Origin of the sequence: Butyricicoccus pullicaecorum, assembly GCF_002160355.1 — a bacterium.
GTDB classification, from domain to species: domain Bacteria; phylum Bacillota; class Clostridia; order Oscillospirales; family Butyricicoccaceae; genus Butyricicoccus; species Butyricicoccus pullicaecorum.
Window position 1 is genome coordinate 53,646 of the sequence record NZ_NFKK01000001.1, and the last position, 23,296, is coordinate 76,941.

Sequence of the window (23,296 nt, forward strand, 5' to 3'; positions counted from 1 at the left end):
AAGGTTTGATAAAAATCTGACAAATAGCTAAAAATGTTAGTAAAATTCGCTAAAACTCAGGAAAAACGGAGTGAAAAGTTCAATAAAAGACAAAAAAACAGATCGAAAAAAGAAGTCCAAAATGTGACAATTTTGCGCAAAACTTCACCATCATTTGATAATTAGGTACAATTTTCCGGCTGTAATTTTTAAAAATTTGTAAAATTATACAAATCAAAAGTGCAAAAGAACAGATGAAAAGTGCAACTAAATCAAAGGAACCTTCTGCTACAATAATTTGTGTAATGGAAAACGGTTCAGGCCCATGCTTCCCGGGATGAACGTCTTCAGAAAATTTGAAAGAGAGGGGAAACATTTTTTAGTCACACGCAAGTCTGCAAGAAAGGGGAAATATTTATGCCAGATATTGTATTGACAAGAATTGACAACCGTTTGATCCATGGTCAGGTTGCAACCCAGTGGTGCGGCGTCGTTGGCGCAAACCTGCTGCTCGTTGCAAACGACAAGGTCGCAGCGGATGAGTTCCGTCAGGGACTGATGAACATGGCGGCTCCGGCTTATGCTCAGACCCGCTTCTTCACCATCGAAAAGACCATCAACATCATCCACAAGGCTTCTCCCAATCAGCACATCGCCATCATCTGCGAAACCCCGCAGGATGTCCTCAAGCTGGTTGAGGGCGGTGTACCGATCAAGAAAGTCAACATCGGCAACATGCACATGGCAGATGGGAAGCGCCAGGTTGCAACGTCTGTTGCGGTAGATGATGCCGACGTTGCTGCATTTAAGAAAATGCAGGATCTGGGTGTAGAGCTCGAAATCAAGCGAGTTCCGGACACCCCTGCAGAAAGTATTGATAAGCTGTTCAAGTAAACCTTTTGCTTGAACCAGGATGACCTGGAAAGGAGTACAAATGGAACACATTACCATAATCCAGGCGGTACTGGTCTTCGTGGTCGCGTTTATCATGGGTATTGACCAGTTCAGCTTCTTGGAGTCTCTTTATCAGCCGATCGTAACCTGCCCGATTATCGGTGCAATCCTCGGCAACTTTGAACTCGGTATCGTCGTCGGCGGCGCATACCAGCTGATTCAGATCGGCAGCATGCCGATCGGCGGCGCTCAGCCCCCCAACGCAATCCTGGGTGGTATCATGGCAACCGTATTCGCAGTCTCTCTGAACATGGAGGCAACTGCAGACGGTGTCGGTGCGGCGATGGGTCTTGCGATCCCGTTCGCAGTATTCGGCCAGTACGCAGTTACCCTGACCTTCACCATCATGTCCGGTATGATGGCTAAGGCTGACAAGTGCGCTGAGAATGCAGATGTCAAGGGCATCCGCAACATCAACTTCACCGAAATGGCTATCCTCGGCACCCTGTTCGGTCTGCTGGCAGTCGCTGGTCTGTACGGCGGCTCGGCACTGGGCGAGACGCTGAAGAACCTGTCCTACACTTACTCTTGGGTAATGGCTGGTCTGGATGCAGCAGGCGGCGCTATGAAGTTCGTCGGCTTCGCAATCCTGATGAAGGTCATGATGTCCAAGGAGATGTGGGGCTTCCTGCTGGCAGGCTTCGTTATGGCTCTGCTGTGCAGCGCCAATGCCTCCACGTCCGGCGCAACCCTGATCCTGTGTGCATTCGTAGGTATTGCAATTGCAATCTATGACTTCACCATCCACAGCAAGATCAAGGAGAACGCAGGCATGAGCGCAAGCAACATGGGAGGTGACTGTGATGGCATATAATATTCCTGAAAAGTATCAAGATCTGACCCCGGCGCCTCAGCTGGATAACAAGACCTTGAATAAGATGGTATGGATGTCTTGCTTCCTGCAGGCATCGTTCAACTACGAGAGAATGCAGGCCTGCGGCTGGCTGTGGGCAATGCTTCCCGGTCTGAAGAAGATCCACACCAACAAGGAAGACCTGAAGGCTTCCATGGCACATAACCTGGACTTCCTCAACACGCACCCGTTCCTGGTAACGTTTGTAATGGGTATCGTGCTCTCGCTCGAGCAGAACAAGACAGATACGCAGACCATCCGTTCCGTACGTATTTCGGCAGCTGGCCCGCTCGGCGGCATCGGTGATGCGCTGTTCTGGCTGACCCTGGTTCCGATCACCGCTGGTCTGACCGCTAACATGGCGATGGACGGCAGCATCATCGGCGCCATCATGTTCCTCGCGATATTCAATATCTTCCAGTTTGTGATCCGCTGGTGGCTGATGCACTGGTCTTACGGCCTGGGCACCAAGGCTGTCACCATGCTGACCTCCAACGCGAAGGAATTCACCCGTGCAGCTAGCATCCTGGGTGTATTCGTAGTCGGCGGTCTGATCGCAAACTATGGTAACACCACGCTGCGTATCTTCATCGGCAATCCTGCGATCAACCTGCAGGGCCTGCTCGACGGCATCCTGCCCAAGCTGCTGCCCCTGCTGATCACTCTGGGTATCTACGCTCTGATCAAGAAGGGCTGGACGCCTGTTAAGTGCATCCTGATGATCCTGGTTGTTGGTATCGTAGGCTGCGCATTCGGTATCTGGACTGGCGACTCCAAGGCTATGGACGCTGACGGCAACACCATTCTGGGCGGCTACAATCCGCTGGTTGAGTGGTATGAGTACCCCGCACCGGCTGCTCCGGAGAAGACCGGTCAGCAGGCTTGGGACGCTCTGAACCAGGTTGTTGTTGAACTCCAGGAGTCTGGCGTTACCGTAACCATGCCGGAATAATCCATTTCAAAACATAAGTTCTGCCAGTCACTTGACCGCAGAATCGATTGAAAACATGAAGGGGGGAAATGACAACTTTGCATTTCCCCTCTATGTTTTAGAAAACAGAAACAGGTGATTTTGTGAGCACAGTGACGGCGATGATCATTTTTCTCGCCTTCGTCGGCTACGTCGGCGTACAGGCGGTCAAAAATTTTCAGCTGAGAAATCTCAATATGAGTCTGCGCAAAAATGACGGCGAGACCGTCGAGCGGCTGACCAATATGGCCACGTCGCGCAGAATCTTGGGCGAGTACACCTGCGACCTGTACCAGCTGCGTGCACGGTACATGGGCGAGGATGCCGCGGCGTTTGAGGAGAAGCTCAAGCAGATGATCGCGACGACCTACAAGAATCCGGCAGACAAAAAGAGCTTTCTCGAACAGTATTATCACACCTTCCTCATTCGGGGGAAGGGCACTTACGCGGCATGGCTGCTGGAAGGGATCCGGGCTGTGCAGGATGCGGCGTATGTAAAGTTCAGCGAGCAGGCCTATGCGGTCATGATCGACCACAAAACCGACCTGATCGATGAAATGATCGATGAGATCAATGGGAAACATTATTATGGCTTTGCGCTTGGCGTCATCTTGTTTATGGTGGCCAAGCAGTATGAAGCACTGGGCGATGACGAACACGCACTGATTTATTATCAGAACGCAAAGGTTTGCTTCCATCCCCAGGCCGTATATGTGCCCCTGCTCGAAAAGCAGATGAAGCAGCTCGAGGAGCGGACACAGACAGGGAAAACGGTACTGTCCTGATGACGGTATCTCGATAATGAAGATAGGAGAAGAAGAACAATGATCGGATTATTAGTAACTGGACACGCAAACTTTGGCTCGGGCATCACCAGCTCGGTCAACCTCATCGCAGGCGAGCAGGAAGATTACCGCTATGTTGATTTCCTGCCCACTTACAGCCTGGAAGATCTGTCCCGCGAGCTGAACAAGGCGCTCGACGATCTGAAGGACTGCGAGCACATCCTGGTATTTGCCGATCTGGTCGGCGGTACCCCGTTCCGCACCGCAGTTGAGGTCGGCTATCCGCGCGGCAACGTTACAGTTATCGGCGGCACCAACCTGCCCATGCTGCTCGAAGTTTCCATGACTCGTAAGTTTGAAGACGACGTCGAGGAGCTGGTTAAGACCGCACTGCAGACCGGCAGCGAGCAGGTACTCAAGTACGAGTTCCAGGCTGTTCAGCAGGAAGAGTGCGACGACGGAATCTAAAAGATTCACTCAAACACGAAAATTCATACAGATTTTTTCAATGATCACAGCTTGCGGGTGAGACCACCCGCACAGGAAAAGGAGTAATAATCATGAAGACTGTATTTGGTATTGGCGAAGATAAGATGCAGGAAACCTCCTCGGTATTCACCCTGTCCGAGATTTATCAGCAGCCGGCAACCTGGGAGAAGACCTGCCGCCAGATCGCAGAGCACAAGGACGAGCTCAAGAAGTTCATCGATCAGGTTGTTACCTGCGAGGATTTCGATATCGTTCTGACCGGCGCAGGCACCAGTGAGTTCGTTGGCAACGCACTGTTCCCGCACCTGACCCGCCTGATGAACCATAAGGTAAAGTCCTACGGCACCACCGATATCGTTGCAACCCCAGAGGCTTACCTGTCCCGCACCAAGCCCACCCTGCTCATCAGCTTCGGCCGTTCGGGCAACTCTCCGGAGTCTGTCGGCGCAATCGATGCAGCAGAGGCTGTATGCGATCACGTATACCATCTGTTCGTTACCTGCAACAAGGACGGCGCTCTGTCCAAGCGTGCAGCAACGACCGATAACTGCTACGCAATCAACCTGACCGACGAAACCCATGACCAGAGCTTTGCAATGACTTCGAGCTTCTCGAACATGTATCTGGCAACTTACCTGTGCTTCCATCTGGACGAGCTGGACGAGACCATCGCAAAGGTTCGCACCATGATCGAGGCTGGCCAGTCCTTCCTGGACAACCAGTACGGCATCGCACAGAAGATCGTCGACGAGTACGACTTCAATCGCATCGTTTACCTGGGCAGCAACACCCTGAAGGGCACCTCTCAGGAGTCCGCTCTGAAGATGCTGGAGCTGACCGCCGGCGGCGTTGTTACCATGTATGACACTCCTCTGGGCTTCCGTCATGGTCCCAAGTCCATCATCAATGATGACACCATCACCGTTGTTTACCTGAGCGACGACCCGTACACCAGACAGTACGAAGTTGACCTCATCAAGGAGATGAGCGGCCAGCGCAAGGGCAACAAGATCGTTGCTGTTATGTCCAAGGCTGACGACGCTGTTGCAGCTCTGGTTGACTACACCGTTGTTTACGGTCTGGAAGGCGAGCACGAGAACGTTCTGCTCGGTCTGGATTACATCCTGTTTGCACAGACCCTGGCAGTCCTCAAGTCCCTGGCTATGGGCATCACCCCGGACAATCCGTGCCCGACCGGTGAGGTAAACCGCGTTGTTAAGGGTGTTACCCTGTATCCGTACACCCGCGCATAAGAATCAGAGAAAGAAAAAAGCATGGTTTGCCCTTTGCGGGCAAACCATGCCTGGTAACCGGGTGCAGCCAGCGGGGATTATCCTGCGGTTGCACCGCGTTGCGTATCACAGCAGAAGGAGCAAAACAGCATGAATTGGGAAGTAATCCTGTGGGCCTGCGGTACGGTTGGCGTACTGTTCGTTGTATGCGCACTGGTCATTTCGATCATGTCCGCACGCAATATGAAGCGCAGCCGTGAAGCGATGGCCAAGCTTCAGCAAGGGATCAAGGTTGGCGCAAAGATCCTCTTTGCCGGCGGTATCTACGGCAAGATCGTCAAGATTCGCGACGATGTCATTGACGTAGAGGTCGGCAAGGGCAACGTCATTCAGATCTCTCGTTATAGCATTCAGTCTGTGGAGGACTGAGTGCCTCAGATTTGTTCATCTCACTGACCTGCTTGGCGTACTCACTCGGAGACATGTTATAGTACTTCTTGAACAGTCTGGAAAAGTAGTGAATGGAGCTGAAACCGAGCAGATAGGCGATCTCGCTGATCGTGTGCCGGTTTTCCTGTATTAGTTCCTTGCTCTTTTGCAGCTTGATGTTGATGAGGTAGTTTTTGGGTGAGGTATGCAGATGAGCCTTGAACAGACTCTGCAAGGACGAACGTGAGATGAAGAATTTGTGACAGATCTCTTCCACAGTCATCGGCTCGGCAACCTTCTTGTTCATGTAGGCTAAGATCTGCTGGAGCAAGTCGTTTTGGAAATTTTGCTGTGACGTTGGCGTACTGTGCGGTTGCAAGAGGGTGTCGGTCAGCTGCATGAGCTGGGTGATGACCTCCTGCAGGTAGCACAGCATAAGAGTTTGGGTATAGTAGGAGTGGGACAGACTCTGCGCGATGAGTTTATCAAGCGCACTGCGGATGGATTCCGAACAGGAGAAGGTTTGTCCTAAAAAATGGATTCTCTCGGCGTTTCCCATGTCAAAGACCACGGTCAGATAGTTGCAGAAGGTATCACTGCTGATCTGACGGGGATAGGGCTGGTGCGGACCACAGATGATGAGGTCGTTTTCCTCAATCGTGCGGCTGTCCCCGGCCATGTTCAGGGTCAGTGAACCGTCAATGACGTAGAACAGTTCATAGTAATCGTGAACGGTGCTGCGAAAATGGAATTCGGTCACCTGGGAGACATAAGAGTCGAAGATTTCCAGAACATTAAACGGAGAGAAAAAAGGCTGATATAGGTAGGGAACAGCAAGTTTGACGGCAGTCGGATGCACGTTCGGCGTAATGAGATTGCAAACGATCTCCTCCGAGTGTACGATGAGATTAAAATACGTATTTGGTTTGAGCTTCACATAATGGTGAATGGGGAAGGTCTTGAGCTCCTCGAGTCGGGGAGAAGAGCCCACCAGAAGCGAAGCAATGCCCTGCGTCAGTTCCAGATGAATCTCGCACGGATAGGAATAGAGCTGGTCGACCGATTTGGTATGCACCATCTGTAGCCGTGAGATCAGATGAAATGGATCTGTACTGACCGGTTCGTCATAAAAAGAACCGAAAGCAAGGAAATTGCTCCCGGATACGTTGTGAATCATAATCGAAAAATCTCCCTGTGTCATCTACCTGCTGATTTATGGGGAATGCATAAAACTTGTGAATCTATTTTAATGGATTTGCGGGAAAAATGCAAGCCAAACGGAAAAATGGGGTACAAAACCCGCGATATCGTGCCGCGATCGCGCATACCAGTCTGCAAAGCAGGCAACGCGGCAAGAGTAATTAGGAGGTCGATCGACATGATTCTTCAGAGTAAAAAAGTATGGATGGCTGACCGGTTTGTACCGGCGCAGATCGTAGTCGAGGACGGAAAGATCGCAGAGATCTACCCGTACGGCACCAAGGAAGCCGACGTAGATTACGGCGATCAGTGGGTACTGCCCGGATTTATCGATGTGCACTGTCACGGTGCGTTTGGCTTTGACACCAACGATGCAGAGCCCGAAGGTCTGCGCAAGTGGCTGCGCGGCATTGTCAAGGAAGGTGTCACCAGCCTGCTGCCCACCACCATCACCCAGAGCGAGGAAGTCCTGACCAAGGCACTGGAAAACGTGGCAAATGTCGTCGAAGAGGGTTACACCGGTGCAGAAGTACTGGGCGTACACTTCGAGGGCCCGTTCCTGGACATGCTGTACAAGGGTGCACAGCCCGAGCAGCACATCAAGAGACCGGTTGTTGAACAGTTCAAGCGTTATCAGGAAGCTGCACACGGTCTGATTAAGTATATCACCATGGCAACCGAGAACGACGAGGACTTTGCACTGACCCGTTACTGCACGGAAACCGGCGTAGTTGTTAGCATCGGTCACTCGGCTGCAACCTTTGACCAGGCTGTTATGGCATGCGCACACGGCGCACGCTCGATGACTCACGTTTACAACGGCATGTCGCCCTTCAACCATCGTCAGAATGGTCTGGTTGGCGCAGCTTACAACATCAAGAGCATGTACGGCGAGATCATCTGCGACGGCAACCACTCGACTCCGGCTGCCCTCAAGCAGTTCTTTGAGCTCAAGGGACCGCACTACGGCATGATGGTCAGCGATGCCCTCATGGCAAAGGGTTCGCCGGCAGGCTCCAAGTTCCTGTTCGGCGGCAACGAGATCGAGATTTACCCCGACGGCAGCGCACACCTGACCTCGACCAAGGGTCTGGCAGGTTCCACCCTGTGCATCAACAAGGGCCTGCGCCTGCTGATCGAGGAGGCTATGGTTCCGATCGAGACCGCAATCAATTCCTGCACCAAGAACCCGGCAGAGTGCCTGCGTGTTGCTGACCGCAAGGGCTCGATCAAGGTTGGTCTGGATGCCGATCTGGTTGTTCTGGATCGCGATTACGAGGTCGTACAGACCTACTGCGCAGGAAAAAGCATGTTGGATGGGGAATAAATGAGTAAGGGTAGAAAGAAATCGACACCGCATGAGACCATTCGCCTGTCCGGGCGCAATGTCTATACCGATAAACGTAAGCGCACGATCTACTATGATCGACTGACCAAACAGGGTTATCTGATTCACAAGCAGAATGAGAACCGCATGCTGTTCTTCCAGAACCGCTTTGTCATCATTCTGTTCGCGGCCATCCTGTGTGCAGGCACCTTCCTGTCCTGGACACAGGCCGTTCTGGCCGGTGTGATCACCGCCGTTCTGGTCGAGGTTTACTTCCGCATGTCTTACCTCAAAAAGCTGGAAGTTGCGGAGGATGTAGACTTTGAGCGCCGTGTCTCATCGCTGCAGTACATCATTGATAATAAGAGCCGCAGCAAGGTCATCGCGCTGGCGGTGCTGTATCTGCTGTTTGCGGTGCTGATCGTGCTCAATGCGTACATGGAGCAGTACTCTATGGGACTCAACGTGCTCAGCGGTTTGCTGGCCGTTGTTGGTCTGTATTGCAGTATCCTGCACATGGTTGCACTTTCCAAAATGAAGTGAAAAAAGAAAAAACCATCGTAAAAACGATGGTTTTTTCGTAAAACATCTGTTTAAGCTTGGCCGTTCGAGCCGCACAGAGCGATTTTCTCCTTGACCAGTGCCACAACGTTGGCACGTCCGACCTTGCAGTACTTCTTGGGGTCGAATGCGTCGGGATCTTCTGCGAGGTACTTCTTAACACCGTCGCTGAACGCGATGCGCAGCTCGGTGGCAAAGTTTACCTTGCAGATGCCACGGCGGATGGACTCGCGAACGGCCTCGTCCGGCACACCGGATGCACCGTGCAGTACCAGCGGGATGGAAACCAGCTCGCGGATGGCGCTCAGACGGTCAAAGTCCAGCTTGGGCACGCCCTTGTACAGACCGTGTGCCGTGCCGATGGCAACTGCCAGCGAGTCGACACCGGTGCGCTCAACGAACTCCTTGGCCTGCTGGGGATCGGTGAACGGGTTGCCGTCGCCGCCTTCCAGATCGTCTTCCTTGCCGCCGACCTTGCCGAGCTCGGCCTCGACCGGAACACCGGAGGGTGCGCAGGCGTCGGTGACGCGGCGGGTGAGGGCGATGTTGTCCTCGAAGGAGTCATGCGAGCCGTCGATCATGATGGAGGTGTAGCCGGTGCGCAGTGCCTGCATGGCCAGCTCGAAGCTGTCACCGTGATCGAGGTGCATGGCAACCGGAACGGTTGCACGCTCTGCGGCCGCCTTGGCCATTGCAAGGTAGTAGTCCAGACCGGCGTACTTGACGGTGGACGGAGTGGTCTGCATGATGACCGGCGCGCGGCTTTCCTCAGCCGCCTGCACGACTGCCATCACCATCTCCATGTTTTCTACATTGAATGCACCGACCGCATAGTGACCGGCCTGCGCACGCAGGAGCATTTCTTTGGTTGTAACCAATGGCATAATAAATGACCTCTTTTCTGTGAATTTGAAAAGACACAAGGTGGATTTTCAACATCAATAGTATAGCATAAAATACCCGGACTGTCTGCGCTTTTGCAAGTGCCGGGATGAAAAAATCAAAGGGACGCAGATGCGTTCCGTGACCGCATCAAAAATTTGGGAAGGAGTGATTATGATGAATCATAATCCGCTGAAGAAGATCGTAGAACTGCAGAAACAGGGCAAGAACGTAGGTATTTATTCGGTATGCAGCGCAAACGGCTATGTTATTGAGGCTGCACTCAAGCGCGGCAAGAGCGACGGCTCGTGCGTGCTGATCGAGAGCACGGCAAACCAGTGTGACCAGAACGGCGGCTACACCGGTATGACCCCGCTGGATTTCAAGAACTTCGTACTGGGCATCGCAGACAAGGTCGGTTTTGATCCCAAGCGTCTGTTCTTGGGCGGCGACCATCTGGGCCCGCTGACCTTTGCCGGCATGGATGAGGCACAGGCAATGGAGAACGCTGAGGAGCTCATCCGCCACTATGTCGGCGCTGGCTTCACCAAGATTCACATTGACACCAGCATGAAGGTCGCTTCTGACGATCCGAACACCCGCCTGAGCGACGAGACCATCGCAAAGCGCGGCGCACGTCTGGCACGTGTGGCACAGGACACCTACCACAAGCTGCTCGAGAGCGACCCGGACGCGATCGCACCGGTCTACATCGTCGGCAGTGAGGTTCCGATCCCGGGCGGCGCTGTTGGCGCAGTCGATCAGGGCGTACAGGTCACCAAGGTTGAGGACTTCAAGAACACGGTTGCAACCTTTGAGAAGGCATTCCGTGAGCAGGGTCTGGACGAAGCTTGGGACAACGTCATCGGCGTTGTTGTACAGCCCGGTGTCGAGGAGAAGGACAGCGGCTGCACCGAGTACGACCGTGAGAAGGCAAAGGATCTGATGGCTTCCATTCAGGAATTCCCGAATCTGGTATTTGAAGGTCACTCGACCGACTACCAGACCAAGATCAAGCTGCGCGAGCTGGTCGAGGACGGCGTCGGCATCCTGAAGGTTGGCCCGGCTCTGACCTTTGCAATGCGCGAGGGTATGTTTGCACTCGAGAACATCGAGAAGGAGCTGATTTACGGCACCGACATCACCCCCAGCGGCTTCCAGGATGCACTTGAGGCTGAGATGCTCAAGGAAGGCAAGCACTGGCGCAAGCACTACCAGGGCACCGAGCTCGAGCTGCGCATGAAGCGCAAGTATTCGTTCTCCGACCGCTGCCGTTACTACATGCCGACCCCGGCTGTTGAGGCTGCCAAGGAACGCTTGATCTCCAACCTGCGCACGCTGGGCATCCCGCTCAACCTGCTCAGCCAGTTCATGCCCATCCAGTACACCAAGGTACGTGAGGGCCTGCTGGTCAACGATCCGGTCGAGCTGGTTGAAGATCGCATCATCAATACCATCGACGAGTATCTGTACGCAACCCATCAGAAGGAACTGCTGTAAGATCGAAGTAATAAGAGTCCCCGAGTCGAGCAATCGACCCGGGGACTTTTTTGTTTTTCTTCCAATAAAGCCCGGTTGTGGCATCTTTGATGCATAAAACATAGGTTTTTATACGCAAAAAAGTAAATGAGAAAAATTCTCAAAAAGCGGTTGACAAACTGGAAAAGATCAGGTATATTATTGTCAAAGATAATATTGATTATCAATATTGAAAAGGAAGCCCGAGGTGAATCCAACACTTCACTTCGTCCGCAAGAGCTACGGCTCAGAATAACAATAAGGAGGACTATACCATGAGAAGTATCACAACTTTGGATTTGCAGTACGCCCACAGATTTTACGGATTCAAGGGAGAAGCCCAGTATCTCCACGGACATACCGGCGTTTTGACCATTGAGGTAGAAGATTCGGTAGAGCCCGGCGTAAATATGGTTTTCCCGTGCAACGAGATTCAGAAGACCGCTTGGGAAGTGCTCAAGAATTTTGACCATGCACTGATCCTGCGCGAGGACGATCCGCTGCTGCCGGCGGTGCTCAAGGTATACGAGGAGCAGGGCATCCGCGACGGCGCACCGCAGAACCAGATGAAGGGTCCGGCATTCAAGACCGAGCTGGCAACCGCTTACCCGGAATGCCGTCTGGTGGTCACCAAGGAGACGCTGACCGTAGAGGGCATGATCAAGATTGTCTATGATCTGCTCAAGGATAAGCTGAATATTGCAAAGATCACCTTTACCAGCGGTGTCAACGCAGCCTCGGCAGACTTCAGCACCCACAACCAGATCGACCGCTGCCCGCTGTGCGGTATCGCACTCAATGAGCACGGTGTCTGCCCGAAGTGCGGATATAAGAAACAGTAAGAGCCAGAAAACCAACACTGATAAGTAACAAAAAAGAGGAGAAGATCGATGTCGATCTTCTCCTCTTGGTATATCCAATGGGAATTTTGGGTCTCGCTTTGGATTAGTATGCAATACCCTGCCACAGCATAGCGTCGCAAACCTTCTCGAAGCCAGCGATGTTTGCACCAGCAACCAGGTTGCCTTCCATGCCGTAACGAGCAGCAGCATCCTTACAGGACTTGTAGATGTTGACCATGATGTCATGCAGCTTTGCATCAACCTCGTCGAAGGTCCAGGACAGACGCTGGCTGTTCTGGCTCATCTCCAGACCGGAGGTAGCGACACCGCCTGCGTTTGCAGCCTTTGCCGGGCCGAACTTTACGCCGGCAGCCTGGAATGCCTCAACAGCCTCAGGAGTAGAGGGCATGTTAGCACCCTCAGCGACAGCCTTAACGCCGTTTGCAATCAGGGTCTTGGCCTCGTCGCCGTTGAGCTCGTTCTGCGTAGCGCAGGGGAGCGCGATATCGCAGGCAACAGACCAGATGCCGCGGCAGCCTTCGACATACTTTGCGGTGGGAACGTAGTCGAGGTAGGTCTTGATGCGAGCACGCTTGACTTCCTTGATCTCCTGCATAACCTTGTAGTCGATGCCGTTCTCGTCAACGATATAGCCGTTGGAGTCGCTCATTGCGATGACCTTGCCGCCGAGCTGAGTAGCCTTCTGGCAAGCGTAGATTGCAACGTTACCCGAACCGGAGATGACGACCTTCTTGCCCTCGAAGGACTCGCCCATATCAGCCAGCATTTCCTTCATGTAGTAGCAAACGCCGTAGCCGGTAGCCTCGGTACGAGCCAGAGAGCCGCCGTAGGACAGGCCCTTACCGGTCAGAACACCGGTGAACTCGTTGCGCAGGCGCTTGTACTGACCGAACATGTAGCCGATCTCACGTGCGCCGGTGCCGATATCGCCAGCCGGAACGTCGGTGTCAGGACCGATGTGGCGCTGGAGCTCGGTCATAAAGGACTGGCAGAAGCGCATGATCTCGTTGTCGCTCTTGCCCTTGGGGTCGAAGTCGGAACCGCCCTTGCCGCCGCCCATGGGCAGGCCGGTCAGGCTATTCTTGAAGATCTGCTCAAAGCCCAGGAACTTGATGATGGACTGGTTAACAGAGGGATGCAGACGCAGACCGCCCTTGTAGGGACCGATTGCGGAGTTAAACTGGATACGCCAGCCGCGGTTTACCTGTACCTTACCAGCGTCGTCTACCCACGAAACACGGAAGTTTACGATGCGCTCGGGCTCAACGATGCGCTCGATGATGCCGTTCTTCTCGATTTCGGGACGTGCAGCAACGACCGGCTCGAGGGACTCGAAGACCTCACGTACAGCCTGCAGGAACTCCGGCTCATGTGCATTGCGTGCAGCCAGACCTTCGTAAACGCGATTGAGATATTCGCTCTTGAACATAATTTTCGACCTCCATAGATTGGCTTTGGGATGCACCCTGCATCCGAACAGGTTCTCTTGAATGCCTTTATTTTATCACGCAAACCGGTTAGAATCAATTTCTTTTGCGTGATAAACAGTGAAAGAAATGATAAAATCGACCGGGGAGAGTGCTGGATAATCATGCAAATTGCCTAAAAAACTTTTCTTATGCAGGAGAAAATTCATTTTTTACCGGCTGGCCAAGCGAAAAATGCAGGAAATCCTGAAAAATTGGCACCTCTTATCCTGCCGAGCGCAGGAAAAAGACCGGATGATTTATGCCGCATCATGCGTTAATTTTGCGGGTGCCGCTGGCGATACCAGATATAGCTCATCAGAACGGGAACCACGACAGAGATGATGAGCGGGACAAAGAATACGACCGCCATGAGCACATCACCGGGAAGGAAGGCAGAGACGATGCCGAGCAGACCGGCGGCGAACATGAGCCGTCCAGCCAAACGGTGCGTGCGCGTCCATACGACTTCATCGGCATACGTCCAGGGCGTTTTGATGCCGCAAAAGTAATTTTGACGGAATTTGGGCATCATATTACCGATGACGGCAAAAAGTACGCCGAGGAACAGGCAGATGGTGCGTCCGACGCGGACGCTGCCCGGACGCAGACTCTCGATCAGCACGATACCGACCATGAGGATGACAAACAGCATCATCATCACCTGAAACAGCAGATAGGAGGGTGCGAACTTGTCATAGCTTTTGCGTCGGGGGTCGATTTTGGGCATCAGCGGGAAGAGAACGGCGAACAGCGGTGCCAGTGCCGCGATGATGAACAAATGCCACTTGGGTTCATAGCCCACTTCACCGCCGAAATCCCACTGCATCGGAATGGATGCGGGCAGACGGGGGTAAAATACAGCGGTCAGGATGATGGGCACGATGGCCAGTACCCATACCAAAATCTGCATTTTTGGAATGCGTTTCATTGGGAATCGTCTCCTTTCAGAGCGGACAGCCAGCCGAGAATCTCGTCGACGACTGAGAGATTGAGTTCGTAGTAAATGAACTTGCCGCGCTTGTCATCCAGCACCAGCCCGGCATCGCGTAAGATGGCCAGATGGTGTGAGATCGTGGCGGCTGAAATGTTGAAATGCGCCGTGATTTCGCCGGCAGAGAGTGGGCCATCGCGCAGCAGGCGCAGGATATCGCGGCGGGTGGGATCGGACAGCGCTTTAAAGGTCTGTTGAAAGCCCATAGGATCGCCTCCTATAATATTTCGATCTTTGTCTAAATGATAGGACACAAGCTGTGTTTTGTCAACAGTTATTTTGATGATTGTCTAAATATTATCGCATGAAAACACAGGAACGGTATACCGCTCCTGTGTTGATGTACTATTCCTGCGCCTCGGCGCGTGCGTCGATGATCTGCTGGCACAGTCGCTGCATGTAGGTCGCGGTCGCGGACAGGGTCAGGCAGAAGGTCAGGACTTCGTTGGGGTCGGACAGGTCGATGTCCAGATCGGCGGTCAGACGCTCGGGAATGGAGTCGCGCAAATGATCTTTACGCGCCAAAAAACGGTTGAAGCAGGCTTCAAAGTCCACGTCATTGCGTCCGATCAGCGCTTTGACGTCGGCCAGAGACAACATCTGCTTGAGCTGATAGATGCACAGCATCTGAATGATGTGCTGGCGGGTGTATTTTTTGCCTTTGACCGGCAGCAGGATTTTTTCCTTGGAATAGTTGTTGATCATGGTTTTGGTCAGCAGTTTGTCGCCCGGATGGCGCTTGTTTTCCTGAAGACCCTCATTGAACAGAGTCAAAACCTGATCCATATATAAGTCCAATGCAGGCACAGCATCGGGCGTAATATCCCGGTCGTGCAGGACGGTTTCGAGCAGTTCGGATAGCTGTTTCATAGAGATCCCCCTCTCGTAGCTCATTATCATTGTAGCGCAAGGTGAAAAAAACTGCAAGAGGGTAGTTGCAATCTTAATGAAATGTGGTAATATAAAAGATAGAATATGGTTTTTAAAACTATGTAATTGAGATTCCGGGAGGGAACCTGTATGCCAAGAATATTGATCAAGGCGCGCGAGCCGTTTTCCAGTTATTCACACTTTGTCGGAGCGATTGCAGCCGCGTGCGGTCTGGCAATCATGCTCATACGCGCTGTGACAAAAGGTGTGGACGCATTGACCGCGCTGTCCGTGCTGCTGTTTGGCCTGTCGCTCATCGCGCTGTACAGCGCCAGCGCGGTCTATCACTACGCCCGAGCAGGTGAGCAGGTACTGCGCGTGCTCAAAAAGCTCGATCACAGCATGATCTATGTACTCATCGCGGGCAGTTACACGCCCATCGTGCTCAAGTACATGCAGGCACCGGGCTCGTACCTGTTCCTCGCGGTCATCTGGGGCATTGCGCTGTTTGGCATCGCGGTCAAGCTCATCTGGATTGACGCACCGCGCTTTCTGGGAACCATCCTGTATTTGCTGATGGGCTGGGCGGTGATTTTCCGCTTTGACGTGGTTCTGTCCATGCCCGCACCGGCCATCACGCTCTTGGCGATCGGCGGTTTGTCGTACACCATCGGCGGCGTGATCTATATTTTGAAAAAGCCCAATCTGTCGCAGGTTTTGGGATTCCATGAGCTGTTCCACCTGTTTGTGCTGGCCGGAAGCGTCGCGCATTATCTGGTGGTATTCTGGTTCGTTCTGTAACCGCAAAAGAGAGCAAACAAAAAGAGGACTGGAAACAGTCCTCTTTTTTCATACCGCTTTACTTGACGATAAAGGCATTGGGCAGTCGACGGCCTTCAGGGTTGTTGGTCGACGTGGTGGGCGAGCTGATGACGCGTCCCTGATAGTACATAACCGAGGACGAGCCACCGTCCAGATTGCAGGCCTGTACAGCGCCGTAATCCCACAGAATGTCGCGCAGATCGACGCCGCGGCAGCCCATCGAGCTGCCCTGACCGCGTCCGTTGATAACCAGCATCAGCACGGTGAGATCTTCGGTTTGACCGATGGCGGTACGGGGCTGCAAGCTCTCGACCGAGCCAAGCTCTTCGATCTTCTGTCCGTTGACGATCAGTGCCGGACCAAACTCGACCGCGTCGACCATCTGCTCTGCGGTGGTGGTGTCACCGATCAGGAAGCGGTGCTGGTCGTCGAAACCGATGATCTTGTAACCGTGACCGAATGCGCCCTGGATGAGCTCACCGTCGTGTTTGACGTAACCGTAGGGCGTACCGCCTTCAGCAACCTCACCGTTGTCGATGAAGCCCGAGGCGTTGATGCCCAGAATGGCCTCGTTGTAGTCGGCCAGATCGGCAATACGCTGACCTTCGCGCTTGCCCATGCCGCGGCACAGGCCGAGTTCCACGCGGGACGGGTCCTTGACGACCGCCAGATAACCATTGTACTCGGTACCCAGCAGACCCTCGCGTTCCAGACGCACGATCATCAGGCTCTTTTCCGTGTTGATGGCAACAACCTTGTCACCCTGCTTGGTGACGATGCCGGTGTCTTCACCCTTTTCACACCAGTCCATGTTGATCTTGTCGTAACCGTCCTCTATGTAACGCGGATTTTCCGCGAAGAATGCCTCACAGCTTGCGCGGTCGATTTCCTCGAACAGGGCGTAGAACTGATCTTCCGGGCTGAGGTTGGTATCGACCTTGTCGGTGGCAGTCTGGCCATCCTGACCCCAGATGGACTGGATATCCTTCTGGCTCTCAAAGAGTGCCTGACGGGCGCCCACGACCTCGCTGACCATATCAGCGGGGAAGAACGCGGTTGCCAACCACTGATGGGTCATGGTCTCCATGGCCGTGGAGATCCAAAGGGTGCGCAGTTCGCTGACAAAGGGATTGCTGGTGTAAACGACAAACGGGTAGAACACCGTCAGTCCCAACAGGATGATAATGGTGAAAAACAGCTTGATCCGCCGTGACACGCTCATGTGCTTACTCCTCTCTCTCTAGCGGGGATGGGAATTAACCGCGTGCGCGGCCGCGACCGGAACGGGTCTGCGGCTTGCGCTGCACTTTGCCCTGCTTTTTGGCGCGGGACTGTGCCGAAGTGCCCGAAGACTGGGCGGCGCGGCGCTCGGCCAGCTTGGCCTCGACCTTAGCGCGGATACGAGCCGCCGTGCTCGGCGCCAGCGGACGGCCGGAAGGCGGGGTCATCACGTCCACGCGGGTCTCAACGTCCTCGCGTCGGCCGCGGCGATTGCCGCCCTTGCGCGACGACTGGTGCATGGTGGTGATGTTCTCGTAAGCGGGCTCGATGATCGGACGGCCGCCGCGTCCAGCGCTCTTGCGGCGCGGGGGAGCGGTCTTGACCGCAGCGCGGGTGCTTGTGGGCTCGCGTGCGGGCAGCTCAGCCGGAGCGGCTTTCTTGCGTGTATTGGCGGCAGACAGGTTGTTGGTGCGCTTCTTGCCGCGTGTGTTTGTGGGCTGCATCTTGGATGCAGACTCGGCCTTCTGTACCGGCTTTGCGGTGGCCTTTGCGCTCTCGTTCTTGCGTCCCTGCTGGCGCGGCTCTGCCTTGACCGGTGCCGGCTCGGCAGACTTCTTCTTGCCGCGGCGGTTGTTGGACTTTGCCTTTTTGTCCTGCTTTGCAGGCTTCTCGGGCGGCAGCGTGGGATCGTGACGCACATAGCGTGCAGCGGTCTGTGCCTCGGCCATCTCGATGCCTGTGGGCGGTTCGAGTGCGGGAATGGCGACGCGGGTCAGCTCCTCGATGTCCTTGAGGTAGGGCAGCTCGGACGGGTCACAGAACGACAGCGCGGTGCCCTCCTGACCGGCACGGCCGGTACGGCCGATGCGGTGCACGTAGGTCTCGGGGACGTTGGGCAGGTCGAAGTTGATGACCAGCGGCAGTTCGTTGATGTCAATGCCGCGTGCGGCGATGTCGGTCGCAACCAGTACCGGGATCTTGTAGTCCTTGAACTGCTTGAGCGCGTTCTGACGGGCGTTCTGCGACTTGTCGCCGTGGATGGACTTGGCCGCGATGCCTGCGCGGGACAGGTCACGCGCAACGCGGTCGGCACCGTGCTTGGTGCGGGTAAAGACCAGCGTCTGGGGCAGCGAGCGCTCTTCGAGCACGGCGCGCAGCAGGTCACGCTTGGCCTTTTTGTCGGTGAAGTATACGCCCTGCTCGATCAGCTCGACCGGGGTTGCAGCCGGAACGATGGATACATGGCGCGGCTTGTGCAGCATGTTGTTGGCCAGCTCGGCGATCTCCTCGGGCATGGTTGCCGAGAACAGCAGGGTCTGACGCTTCTTGGGCAGGAACTTCAGAATGCGCTTGACATCGTTGATAAAGCCCATGTCCAGCATGCGGTCGGCCTCGTCCAGGACAAAGCACTCAACCGTGCTGATGTCGACCAGCTTCTGACCCATCAGATCCCACAGACGGCCGGGGGTTGCGACCAGAATGTCGGCGCCATTCTGGATGGCTTCGACCTGCGGATTCTGGGACACACCGCCAAAGATGACCGCCGAAATACGGCCGAGATAGCGGCCATACTGGCACAGATTCTCGTAAATCTGTAACGCAAGCTCGCGGGTCGGGGTCAGGATCAGACCGCGCACCGGGCGTGCTTCGCCCTCCTGCGGGCGACCCATACGCTGTAACATGGGGATGGAGAACGCAGCGGTCTTGCCCGTTCCGGTCTGCGCACAGCCCAAAAGGTCGTGCCCTTCCAGAACGATCGGGATGGCCTTTTCCTGAATCGGGGTCGGCTGGTCGTAACCGATCTCACGGATGGCCTTCAAGATCGCTTCATCAATCTTTAAATCTTGAAATCTCATGGATACTCCTATCATAAATGCCGGATTTCCAGCAGTTTTTAACAAAATTATGGATATTCACAGCAAATTGCCCTTGACTAACTTGTAAAGCACAGGTCGGCTGTGATATAATGAAAGACCGTATAGAAAAACAAAGTTGATGGAACTTAATTGTGAGGTGGAATGAAAACACATGCTACATGCTCTGGAACATGCCTTTGAGCATACAGTAACCGATGTTGTGCAGGCCATTCCGATCCTGATTGTCGTCTACGCGCTGCTCTACTGGATCGAAAACCGTCTGCGCTCGACGCCGGCGCTACTCGAAAAGTCGGCCGAGTTCGGCCCTGTGGTCGGCGCTTTGGCCGGACTTGTCCCGCAGTGCGGATTTTCCGCAGCGGCTGCCGCGCTGTTTTCCGACGGTTATCTGGCTCCGGCAACCCTGGTCGCGGTCTTTCTGGCGACGTCGGATGAGGCGCTGCCCATCCTGCTCTCTGAGGGTGCATCGGGCACCGAGATTGCCATTCTGTTTGGCTCGAAATTTGTACTTGCCGTCGTCGGCGGCTATGTGCTGCGCTTTGTGTGGGGACGGCAGAAGAACCAGAATTATGAGATCGAGCTTGATATGGGCGACGGCTGCGGCTGTGGCTGCGATCATGGACCCATTCGCGGCATCCTCGGACGCACGCTTGAGACGACCATTCTGCTTCTGGTGATTACCTTTGTTCTTGAGTTTGCCATTCATGGCATTGGAACCGACCGCTTGGCAACGCTTATGCTCAAGGACAGCGTGTTCCAGCCCATCATCTGCGCGATTATCGGCCTGATTCCAAGCTGTGCGGTGTCGGTTGTGCTGACCCAGCTGTACACGACCGGTGTCATCAGCATGGGCAGTCTGATTGCCGGTCTGTCGACCGGTGCGGGCTTTGGCTATATGATTCTGTTCGGCAACGAGAATGGACGCAGACACGCGCGCAAGATCATCTTCGCCACGCTGGTATTTGCCATCGCAGGGGGACTGATCGGACATTTCATCTTCCCGTTATAAAAAAACATACCGCGCAGGACTGTGCGGCAAGGGTGGGACGGCTTACGCCGTCCCTGTTTTTTTGCCTTTATTCGGCGTGCAGCAGCTCGAGTGCTTCTGCCGCCCATTCGGTGTCAATCTTGACAAAGTCGCGCGGGGTGTACAGGCGTTCGGTCACGTCCTGCAAAATGCGCTGATAGGTCAGTCCGGGCATGGCGATGTACTGTTCTGCGCCGTCGGACAGCACCGCTGCAAAGCGGAACTCTGCCGTGCGCTCGTCGAGGTCGTGGAAGACCAGCTCGACGACGTCCAGATCGTGCTGGAGCTGTAAGAACAGGATGAATTTCATCAGTTCGACCGCGCGATCGTCCAGACCGCGTTCCAGAATGTTGATCTTTTCGCGGAAGGTGTTCAGATCGTCCACGTAGCGCAGGGTATAGCCTGCGAGCGGGTCGAACTTGCCGGTCTCGGGCTTTTTGCCGTCGGGCGCGAGCCAGACCATGAACTGACCGGAAATATCGTGATACAGACAGGGGTCTTCGACCAGCATGGTGGTACCGCAGTTGGGGCACTTCCAGCGGAAGAGAGATAAGTCCTGTACTTTTTTGCGCACCGACGGGTCACGGTCGGGGCTGATGCGAGTCAGCGGAGTGCGGGTGCACTCCTGCTTGCAGTGCGGACATTCAATGACCGCTTTTGCCATAAGGATGCCTCCTTTTATGCGCGCTTCTGGTACTGGGAACGGAATTCCAGGAACTCGTCGTAGGTGCATTCCTTGTCCAGTACGCCGTCCTCGCGCAGTTCAATGATGCGGTTGGCGATGGTGTTCATAAACTCGTGGTCGTGGGTGGCGAGCAGAACGTTGCCCTTGAAGTCTGCGACACCGTTGTTGACCGCGGTGATGGATTCCAGATCGAGGTGGTTGGTGGGCTGGTCGATGACCAGAACGTTAGAGCCGAAGAGCATCATGCGCGAGAGCATCATGCGCACCTTCTCACCACCGGACAGGACGTTAACCGGCTTGTACACATCGTTGCCCGAGAACAGCATACGGCCGAGGAAGCCGCGCAGGGTGGACTCCAGCGTGTCCTTGGAGTAGGGCGCCAGCCAGTCGAGCATGTTCTCAGTGTGGCCGTTGAAGAACTCCGAGTTATCCTTGGGGAAATAGGACTGGGAGGTGGAAACGCCCCACTTGAACGTACCCTCGTCGGGCTCCATTTCGCCCATGAGAATCTGGAACAGGGTGGTCATGGCAAGTTCGTTTTCCGAGATAAAGCCGATCTTATCGCCCTTGCGCACGATGAAAGATACATCGTTCAGTACCTTTACGCCGTCGATGGTCTTGGAAATGCCCTTAACCTCCAGAATGTCCTTGCCGGCCTCGCGGTCCATGGTGAAACCAACCCAGGGATAGCGGCGGGAGGAAGCGGGCAGCTCCTCAACGGTCAGCTTTTCGATCAGCTTCTTGCGGCTGGTCGCCTGACGGGACTTGGACTTGTTGGCCGAGAAGCGTTGGATGAAGTTTTGCAGTTCCTTGATCTTTTCCTCGTTCTTGCGGTTCTGATCGCGAATCATGCGCTGAACCATCTGAGAGGACTCGTACCAGAACTCGTAGTTACCGACGTAGATCTGTACCTTTCCGTAGTCGATATCAACGATGTGGGTACAAACGTTGTTCAGGAAGTGACGGTCATGCGAAACGACGATGACCGTGCCCTCAAAGTCGAGCAGGAAGTCTTCCAGCCAGTGGATTGCATCGACGTCCAGATGGTTGGTGGGCTCGTCGAGCAGCAGAATGTCGGGATGACCGAACAGCGCCTGTGCAAGCAGAACCTTGACCTTTTCCGAGTCCTGCAGGGTGCGCAGGGGACGGTAAAGCACTTCTGCGGAGTTCAGACCCAGACCCTCGAGCAGCTGGCTTGCCTCGGTGTCGGCGTTCCAGCCGTCCATCTCGGCGAACTCGGCTTCGAGCTCAGCGGCACGGTTGCCGTCTTCCTCGGTGAAGGGATCGTGGGAGTAGATCTCGTCCTTTTCCTGCATGATCTGATACAGGCGTGGATTGCCCTGGATGATGGTGTCCAGAACGGTGAAATCGTCGTACGCGAAATGGTCCTGCTTGAGCACGGACATGCGCGTACCGGGTTTGATGGAAACATCGCCCGTCGTCGAGTCCAGCTCGCCCGACAGGATTTTCAGGAAGGTGGACTTGCCTGCGCCGTTTGCGCCGATGACGCCGTAGCAGTTGCCCTCGGTGAATTTGACGTTGACTTCTTTGAACAGCGGTTCGCCGCTGAAGTTCAAGCTGACGTTGGATACGGTAATCATAGTTCCTCCAAATCACATTATTACGAATCAAGGTATATTATATCATGTTTTCGCGCGCAACACCAGAGATTTTGCCCCTTTCCGTAATTTTGTGCACCTTGGCTTGAAATCCGATATCCGGCAGGCTATACTGTATTTATTACCACATGAATTTAGGAGGTTTATCCGATGAACGAAGTTCTTTCCGCCATCCACGCACGCCGTTCTACCCGTGCGTTTACTTCCCAGCAGGTCAGCCGTGAAGACCTCGAGACCATTCTGGAAGCCGGCCTGTGGGCTCCGACCGGTATGGGCAAGCAGCTGTGGCATTTTTCGGCCATCCGCAACGCGGATAAGTGCCTGGAACTGGCGCGTGCAGTCGCAGAGGCTGACAACCGCGGCCCGGCGTATAATTTCTACGGTGCACCCTGCCATATTATCGTGTCCTACAAGCGCGACGAGATCCACGCATTCCCGGACGGCTCGGCTGCCATTCAGACCATGCTGCTCGCAGCACATTCGCTCGGTCTGGCAACCTGCTGGATTAACCAGCTGCGTCCGCTGACCGATGACCCGACCATCCGTCCGCTGCTGACCCGTTACGGCGTGCCCGAGGACTACATCGTCATCGGCTCGATCGCACTGGGTTACGCTGCCAAGGAGAGCACTCCGGCACCGCGTAAGGAAAACCTCATCACCATCACCGAATAATTCG

25 protein-coding genes are annotated in these 23,296 nt (G+C 54.5%); 15 read left to right on the forward strand and 10 right to left on the reverse strand.

The window, feature by feature from the left end; translation table 11 throughout:
- Positions 1-396: 396 nt before the first annotated feature.
- The 7 genes from agaB (at position 397) to yajC (ending at position 5,691) form a co-directional block, all read left to right on the forward strand.
- Positions 397-873 carry a PTS galactosamine transporter subunit IIB gene (gene agaB / locus B5F17_RS00300; RefSeq protein ID WP_016148362.1) on the forward strand — a complete coding sequence of 159 codons (477 nt, stop codon included), beginning with the start codon at positions 397-399 and terminating at the stop codon, positions 871-873.
- Between the two features lie 40 nt (positions 874-913).
- On the forward strand, positions 914-1,747 hold the full coding sequence (locus B5F17_RS00305) for a PTS mannose/fructose/sorbose/N-acetylgalactosamine transporter subunit IIC (RefSeq protein WP_016148361.1): 834 nt from the start codon (positions 914-916) through the stop codon (positions 1,745-1,747).
- On the forward strand, positions 1,737-2,738 hold the full coding sequence (locus tag B5F17_RS00310; RefSeq protein WP_016148360.1) for a PTS system mannose/fructose/sorbose family transporter subunit IID: 1,002 nt from the start codon (positions 1,737-1,739) through the stop codon (positions 2,736-2,738). The genes B5F17_RS00305 and B5F17_RS00310 overlap by 11 nt, the downstream gene beginning before the upstream one ends.
- A gap of 140 nt (positions 2,739-2,878) precedes the next feature.
- Positions 2,879-3,541: a hypothetical protein gene (locus B5F17_RS00315; protein WP_087369749.1), complete on the forward strand. Its 663-nt coding sequence runs from the start codon at positions 2,879-2,881 to the stop codon at positions 3,539-3,541.
- A 39-nt stretch (positions 3,542-3,580) separates the two neighbouring features.
- Positions 3,581-4,009, forward strand: a complete 429-nt coding sequence (locus B5F17_RS00320) for a PTS sugar transporter subunit IIA (RefSeq protein ID WP_087369751.1) — start codon at positions 3,581-3,583, stop codon at positions 4,007-4,009.
- Between the two features lie 92 nt (positions 4,010-4,101).
- Entirely contained in the window at positions 4,102-5,283 is a 1,182-nt protein-coding gene (locus B5F17_RS00325; protein WP_087369752.1) for an SIS domain-containing protein, read from the forward strand.
- A 129-nt stretch (positions 5,284-5,412) separates the two neighbouring features.
- Positions 5,413-5,691, forward strand: coding sequence for a preprotein translocase subunit YajC (gene yajC, locus B5F17_RS00330; protein ID WP_087369754.1), 279 nt, complete (start codon positions 5,413-5,415; stop codon positions 5,689-5,691).
- On the opposite strand, the gene B5F17_RS00335 is transcribed toward yajC, so the two are convergent.
- Positions 5,648-6,769: a helix-turn-helix transcriptional regulator gene (locus B5F17_RS00335; protein WP_162608030.1), complete on the reverse strand. Its 1,122-nt coding sequence runs from the start codon at positions 6,767-6,769 to the stop codon at positions 5,648-5,650. The two genes, yajC and B5F17_RS00335, sit on opposite strands and share 44 nt — an antisense overlap.
- A gap of 300 nt (positions 6,770-7,069) precedes the next feature.
- Between B5F17_RS00335 and nagA the strand changes: the two genes are divergently transcribed.
- Positions 7,070-8,218: an N-acetylglucosamine-6-phosphate deacetylase gene (gene nagA / locus B5F17_RS00340; protein WP_087369758.1), complete on the forward strand. Its 1,149-nt coding sequence runs from the start codon at positions 7,070-7,072 to the stop codon at positions 8,216-8,218.
- Positions 8,219-8,761: a hypothetical protein gene (locus tag B5F17_RS00345; RefSeq protein ID WP_016148353.1), complete on the forward strand. Its 543-nt coding sequence runs from the start codon at positions 8,219-8,221 to the stop codon at positions 8,759-8,761. It abuts the gene before it with no gap.
- Positions 8,762-8,811: 50 nt separating this feature from the next.
- Here the strand turns inward: B5F17_RS00345 and fba are convergent, their stop codons facing one another.
- The gene (gene fba, locus B5F17_RS00350; protein ID WP_016148352.1) at positions 8,812-9,663 is read right to left on the reverse strand and encodes a class II fructose-1,6-bisphosphate aldolase; all 852 of its coding nucleotides are present in this window, start codon (positions 9,661-9,663) and stop codon (positions 8,812-8,814) included.
- 172 nt (positions 9,664-9,835) lie between these two features.
- Here fba and B5F17_RS00355 point away from each other — a divergent pair, with 172 nt between their 5' ends.
- Together B5F17_RS00355 and B5F17_RS00360 are read left to right on the forward strand one after the other, a co-directional pair.
- Positions 9,836-11,161 carry a class II D-tagatose-bisphosphate aldolase, non-catalytic subunit gene (locus B5F17_RS00355; RefSeq protein WP_016148351.1) on the forward strand — a complete coding sequence of 442 codons (1,326 nt, stop codon included), beginning with the start codon at positions 9,836-9,838 and terminating at the stop codon, positions 11,159-11,161.
- Positions 11,162-11,454: 293 nt separating this feature from the next.
- Positions 11,455-12,021, forward strand: coding sequence for a 6-carboxytetrahydropterin synthase (locus B5F17_RS00360; protein ID WP_016148350.1), 567 nt, complete (start codon positions 11,455-11,457; stop codon positions 12,019-12,021).
- A gap of 103 nt (positions 12,022-12,124) precedes the next feature.
- Here the strand turns inward: B5F17_RS00360 and gdhA are convergent, their stop codons facing one another.
- Entirely contained in the window at positions 12,125-13,471 is a 1,347-nt protein-coding gene (gdhA, locus tag B5F17_RS00365) for an NADP-specific glutamate dehydrogenase (RefSeq protein WP_016148347.1), read from the reverse strand.
- A gap of 189 nt (positions 13,472-13,660) precedes the next feature.
- On the opposite strand from gdhA, the gene B5F17_RS15190 reads away from it, so the two are divergent.
- Entirely contained in the window at positions 13,661-13,789 is a 129-nt protein-coding gene (locus B5F17_RS15190; RefSeq protein ID WP_275532102.1) for a hypothetical protein, read from the forward strand.
- Here B5F17_RS15190 and B5F17_RS00370 read toward each other — a convergent pair.
- From B5F17_RS00370 to B5F17_RS00380, 3 genes are all read right to left on the reverse strand, one after another.
- Positions 13,786-14,439 (reverse strand): SdpI family protein, encoded by a 654-nt coding sequence (locus B5F17_RS00370; protein ID WP_087369760.1) that lies wholly within the window; start codon positions 14,437-14,439, stop codon positions 13,786-13,788. The genes B5F17_RS15190 and B5F17_RS00370 overlap by 4 nt on opposite strands.
- Complete coding sequence (locus tag B5F17_RS00375) at positions 14,436-14,708, reverse strand: autorepressor SdpR family transcription factor (RefSeq protein WP_087369762.1); 273 nt, start codon at positions 14,706-14,708, stop codon at positions 14,436-14,438. The genes B5F17_RS00370 and B5F17_RS00375 overlap by 4 nt, the downstream gene beginning before the upstream one ends.
- A 139-nt stretch (positions 14,709-14,847) precedes the next feature.
- Positions 14,848-15,372: a DUF1836 domain-containing protein gene (locus B5F17_RS00380; RefSeq protein WP_016148346.1), complete on the reverse strand. Its 525-nt coding sequence runs from the start codon at positions 15,370-15,372 to the stop codon at positions 14,848-14,850.
- Between the two features lie 150 nt (positions 15,373-15,522).
- Between B5F17_RS00380 and trhA the strand changes: the two genes are divergently transcribed.
- A complete protein-coding gene (gene trhA / locus B5F17_RS00385) occupies positions 15,523-16,173 on the forward strand; it encodes a PAQR family membrane homeostasis protein TrhA (RefSeq protein ID WP_087369765.1) in 651 nt (216 codons plus the stop codon).
- 58 nt (positions 16,174-16,231) lie between these two features.
- On the opposite strand, the gene B5F17_RS00390 is transcribed toward trhA, so the two are convergent.
- Together B5F17_RS00390 and B5F17_RS00395 are read right to left on the reverse strand one after the other, a co-directional pair.
- Positions 16,232-17,416 carry a phosphodiester glycosidase family protein gene (locus B5F17_RS00390; protein WP_087369767.1) on the reverse strand — a complete coding sequence of 395 codons (1,185 nt, stop codon included), beginning with the start codon at positions 17,414-17,416 and terminating at the stop codon, positions 16,232-16,234.
- A 34-nt stretch (positions 17,417-17,450) separates the two neighbouring features.
- Entirely contained in the window at positions 17,451-19,271 is a 1,821-nt protein-coding gene (locus B5F17_RS00395) for a DEAD/DEAH box helicase (protein ID WP_087369769.1), read from the reverse strand.
- A 172-nt stretch (positions 19,272-19,443) separates the two neighbouring features.
- On the opposite strand from B5F17_RS00395, the gene B5F17_RS00400 reads away from it, so the two are divergent.
- A complete protein-coding gene (locus B5F17_RS00400) occupies positions 19,444-20,298 on the forward strand; it encodes a putative manganese transporter (RefSeq protein WP_087369771.1) in 855 nt (284 codons plus the stop codon).
- 67 nt (positions 20,299-20,365) lie between these two features.
- On the opposite strand, the gene B5F17_RS00405 is transcribed toward B5F17_RS00400, so the two are convergent.
- Both B5F17_RS00405 and B5F17_RS00410 read right to left on the reverse strand, forming a co-directional pair.
- Entirely contained in the window at positions 20,366-20,980 is a 615-nt protein-coding gene (locus B5F17_RS00405) for a CpXC domain-containing protein (protein WP_016148341.1), read from the reverse strand.
- Between the two features lie 14 nt (positions 20,981-20,994).
- Complete coding sequence (locus B5F17_RS00410) at positions 20,995-22,602, reverse strand: ABC-F family ATP-binding cassette domain-containing protein (RefSeq protein WP_087369775.1); 1,608 nt, start codon at positions 22,600-22,602, stop codon at positions 20,995-20,997.
- A gap of 168 nt (positions 22,603-22,770) precedes the next feature.
- On the opposite strand from B5F17_RS00410, the gene B5F17_RS00415 reads away from it, so the two are divergent.
- Positions 22,771-23,292 (forward strand): nitroreductase family protein, encoded by a 522-nt coding sequence (locus B5F17_RS00415; RefSeq protein WP_087369777.1) that lies wholly within the window; start codon positions 22,771-22,773, stop codon positions 23,290-23,292.
- Positions 23,293-23,296 lie beyond the last annotated feature (4 nt).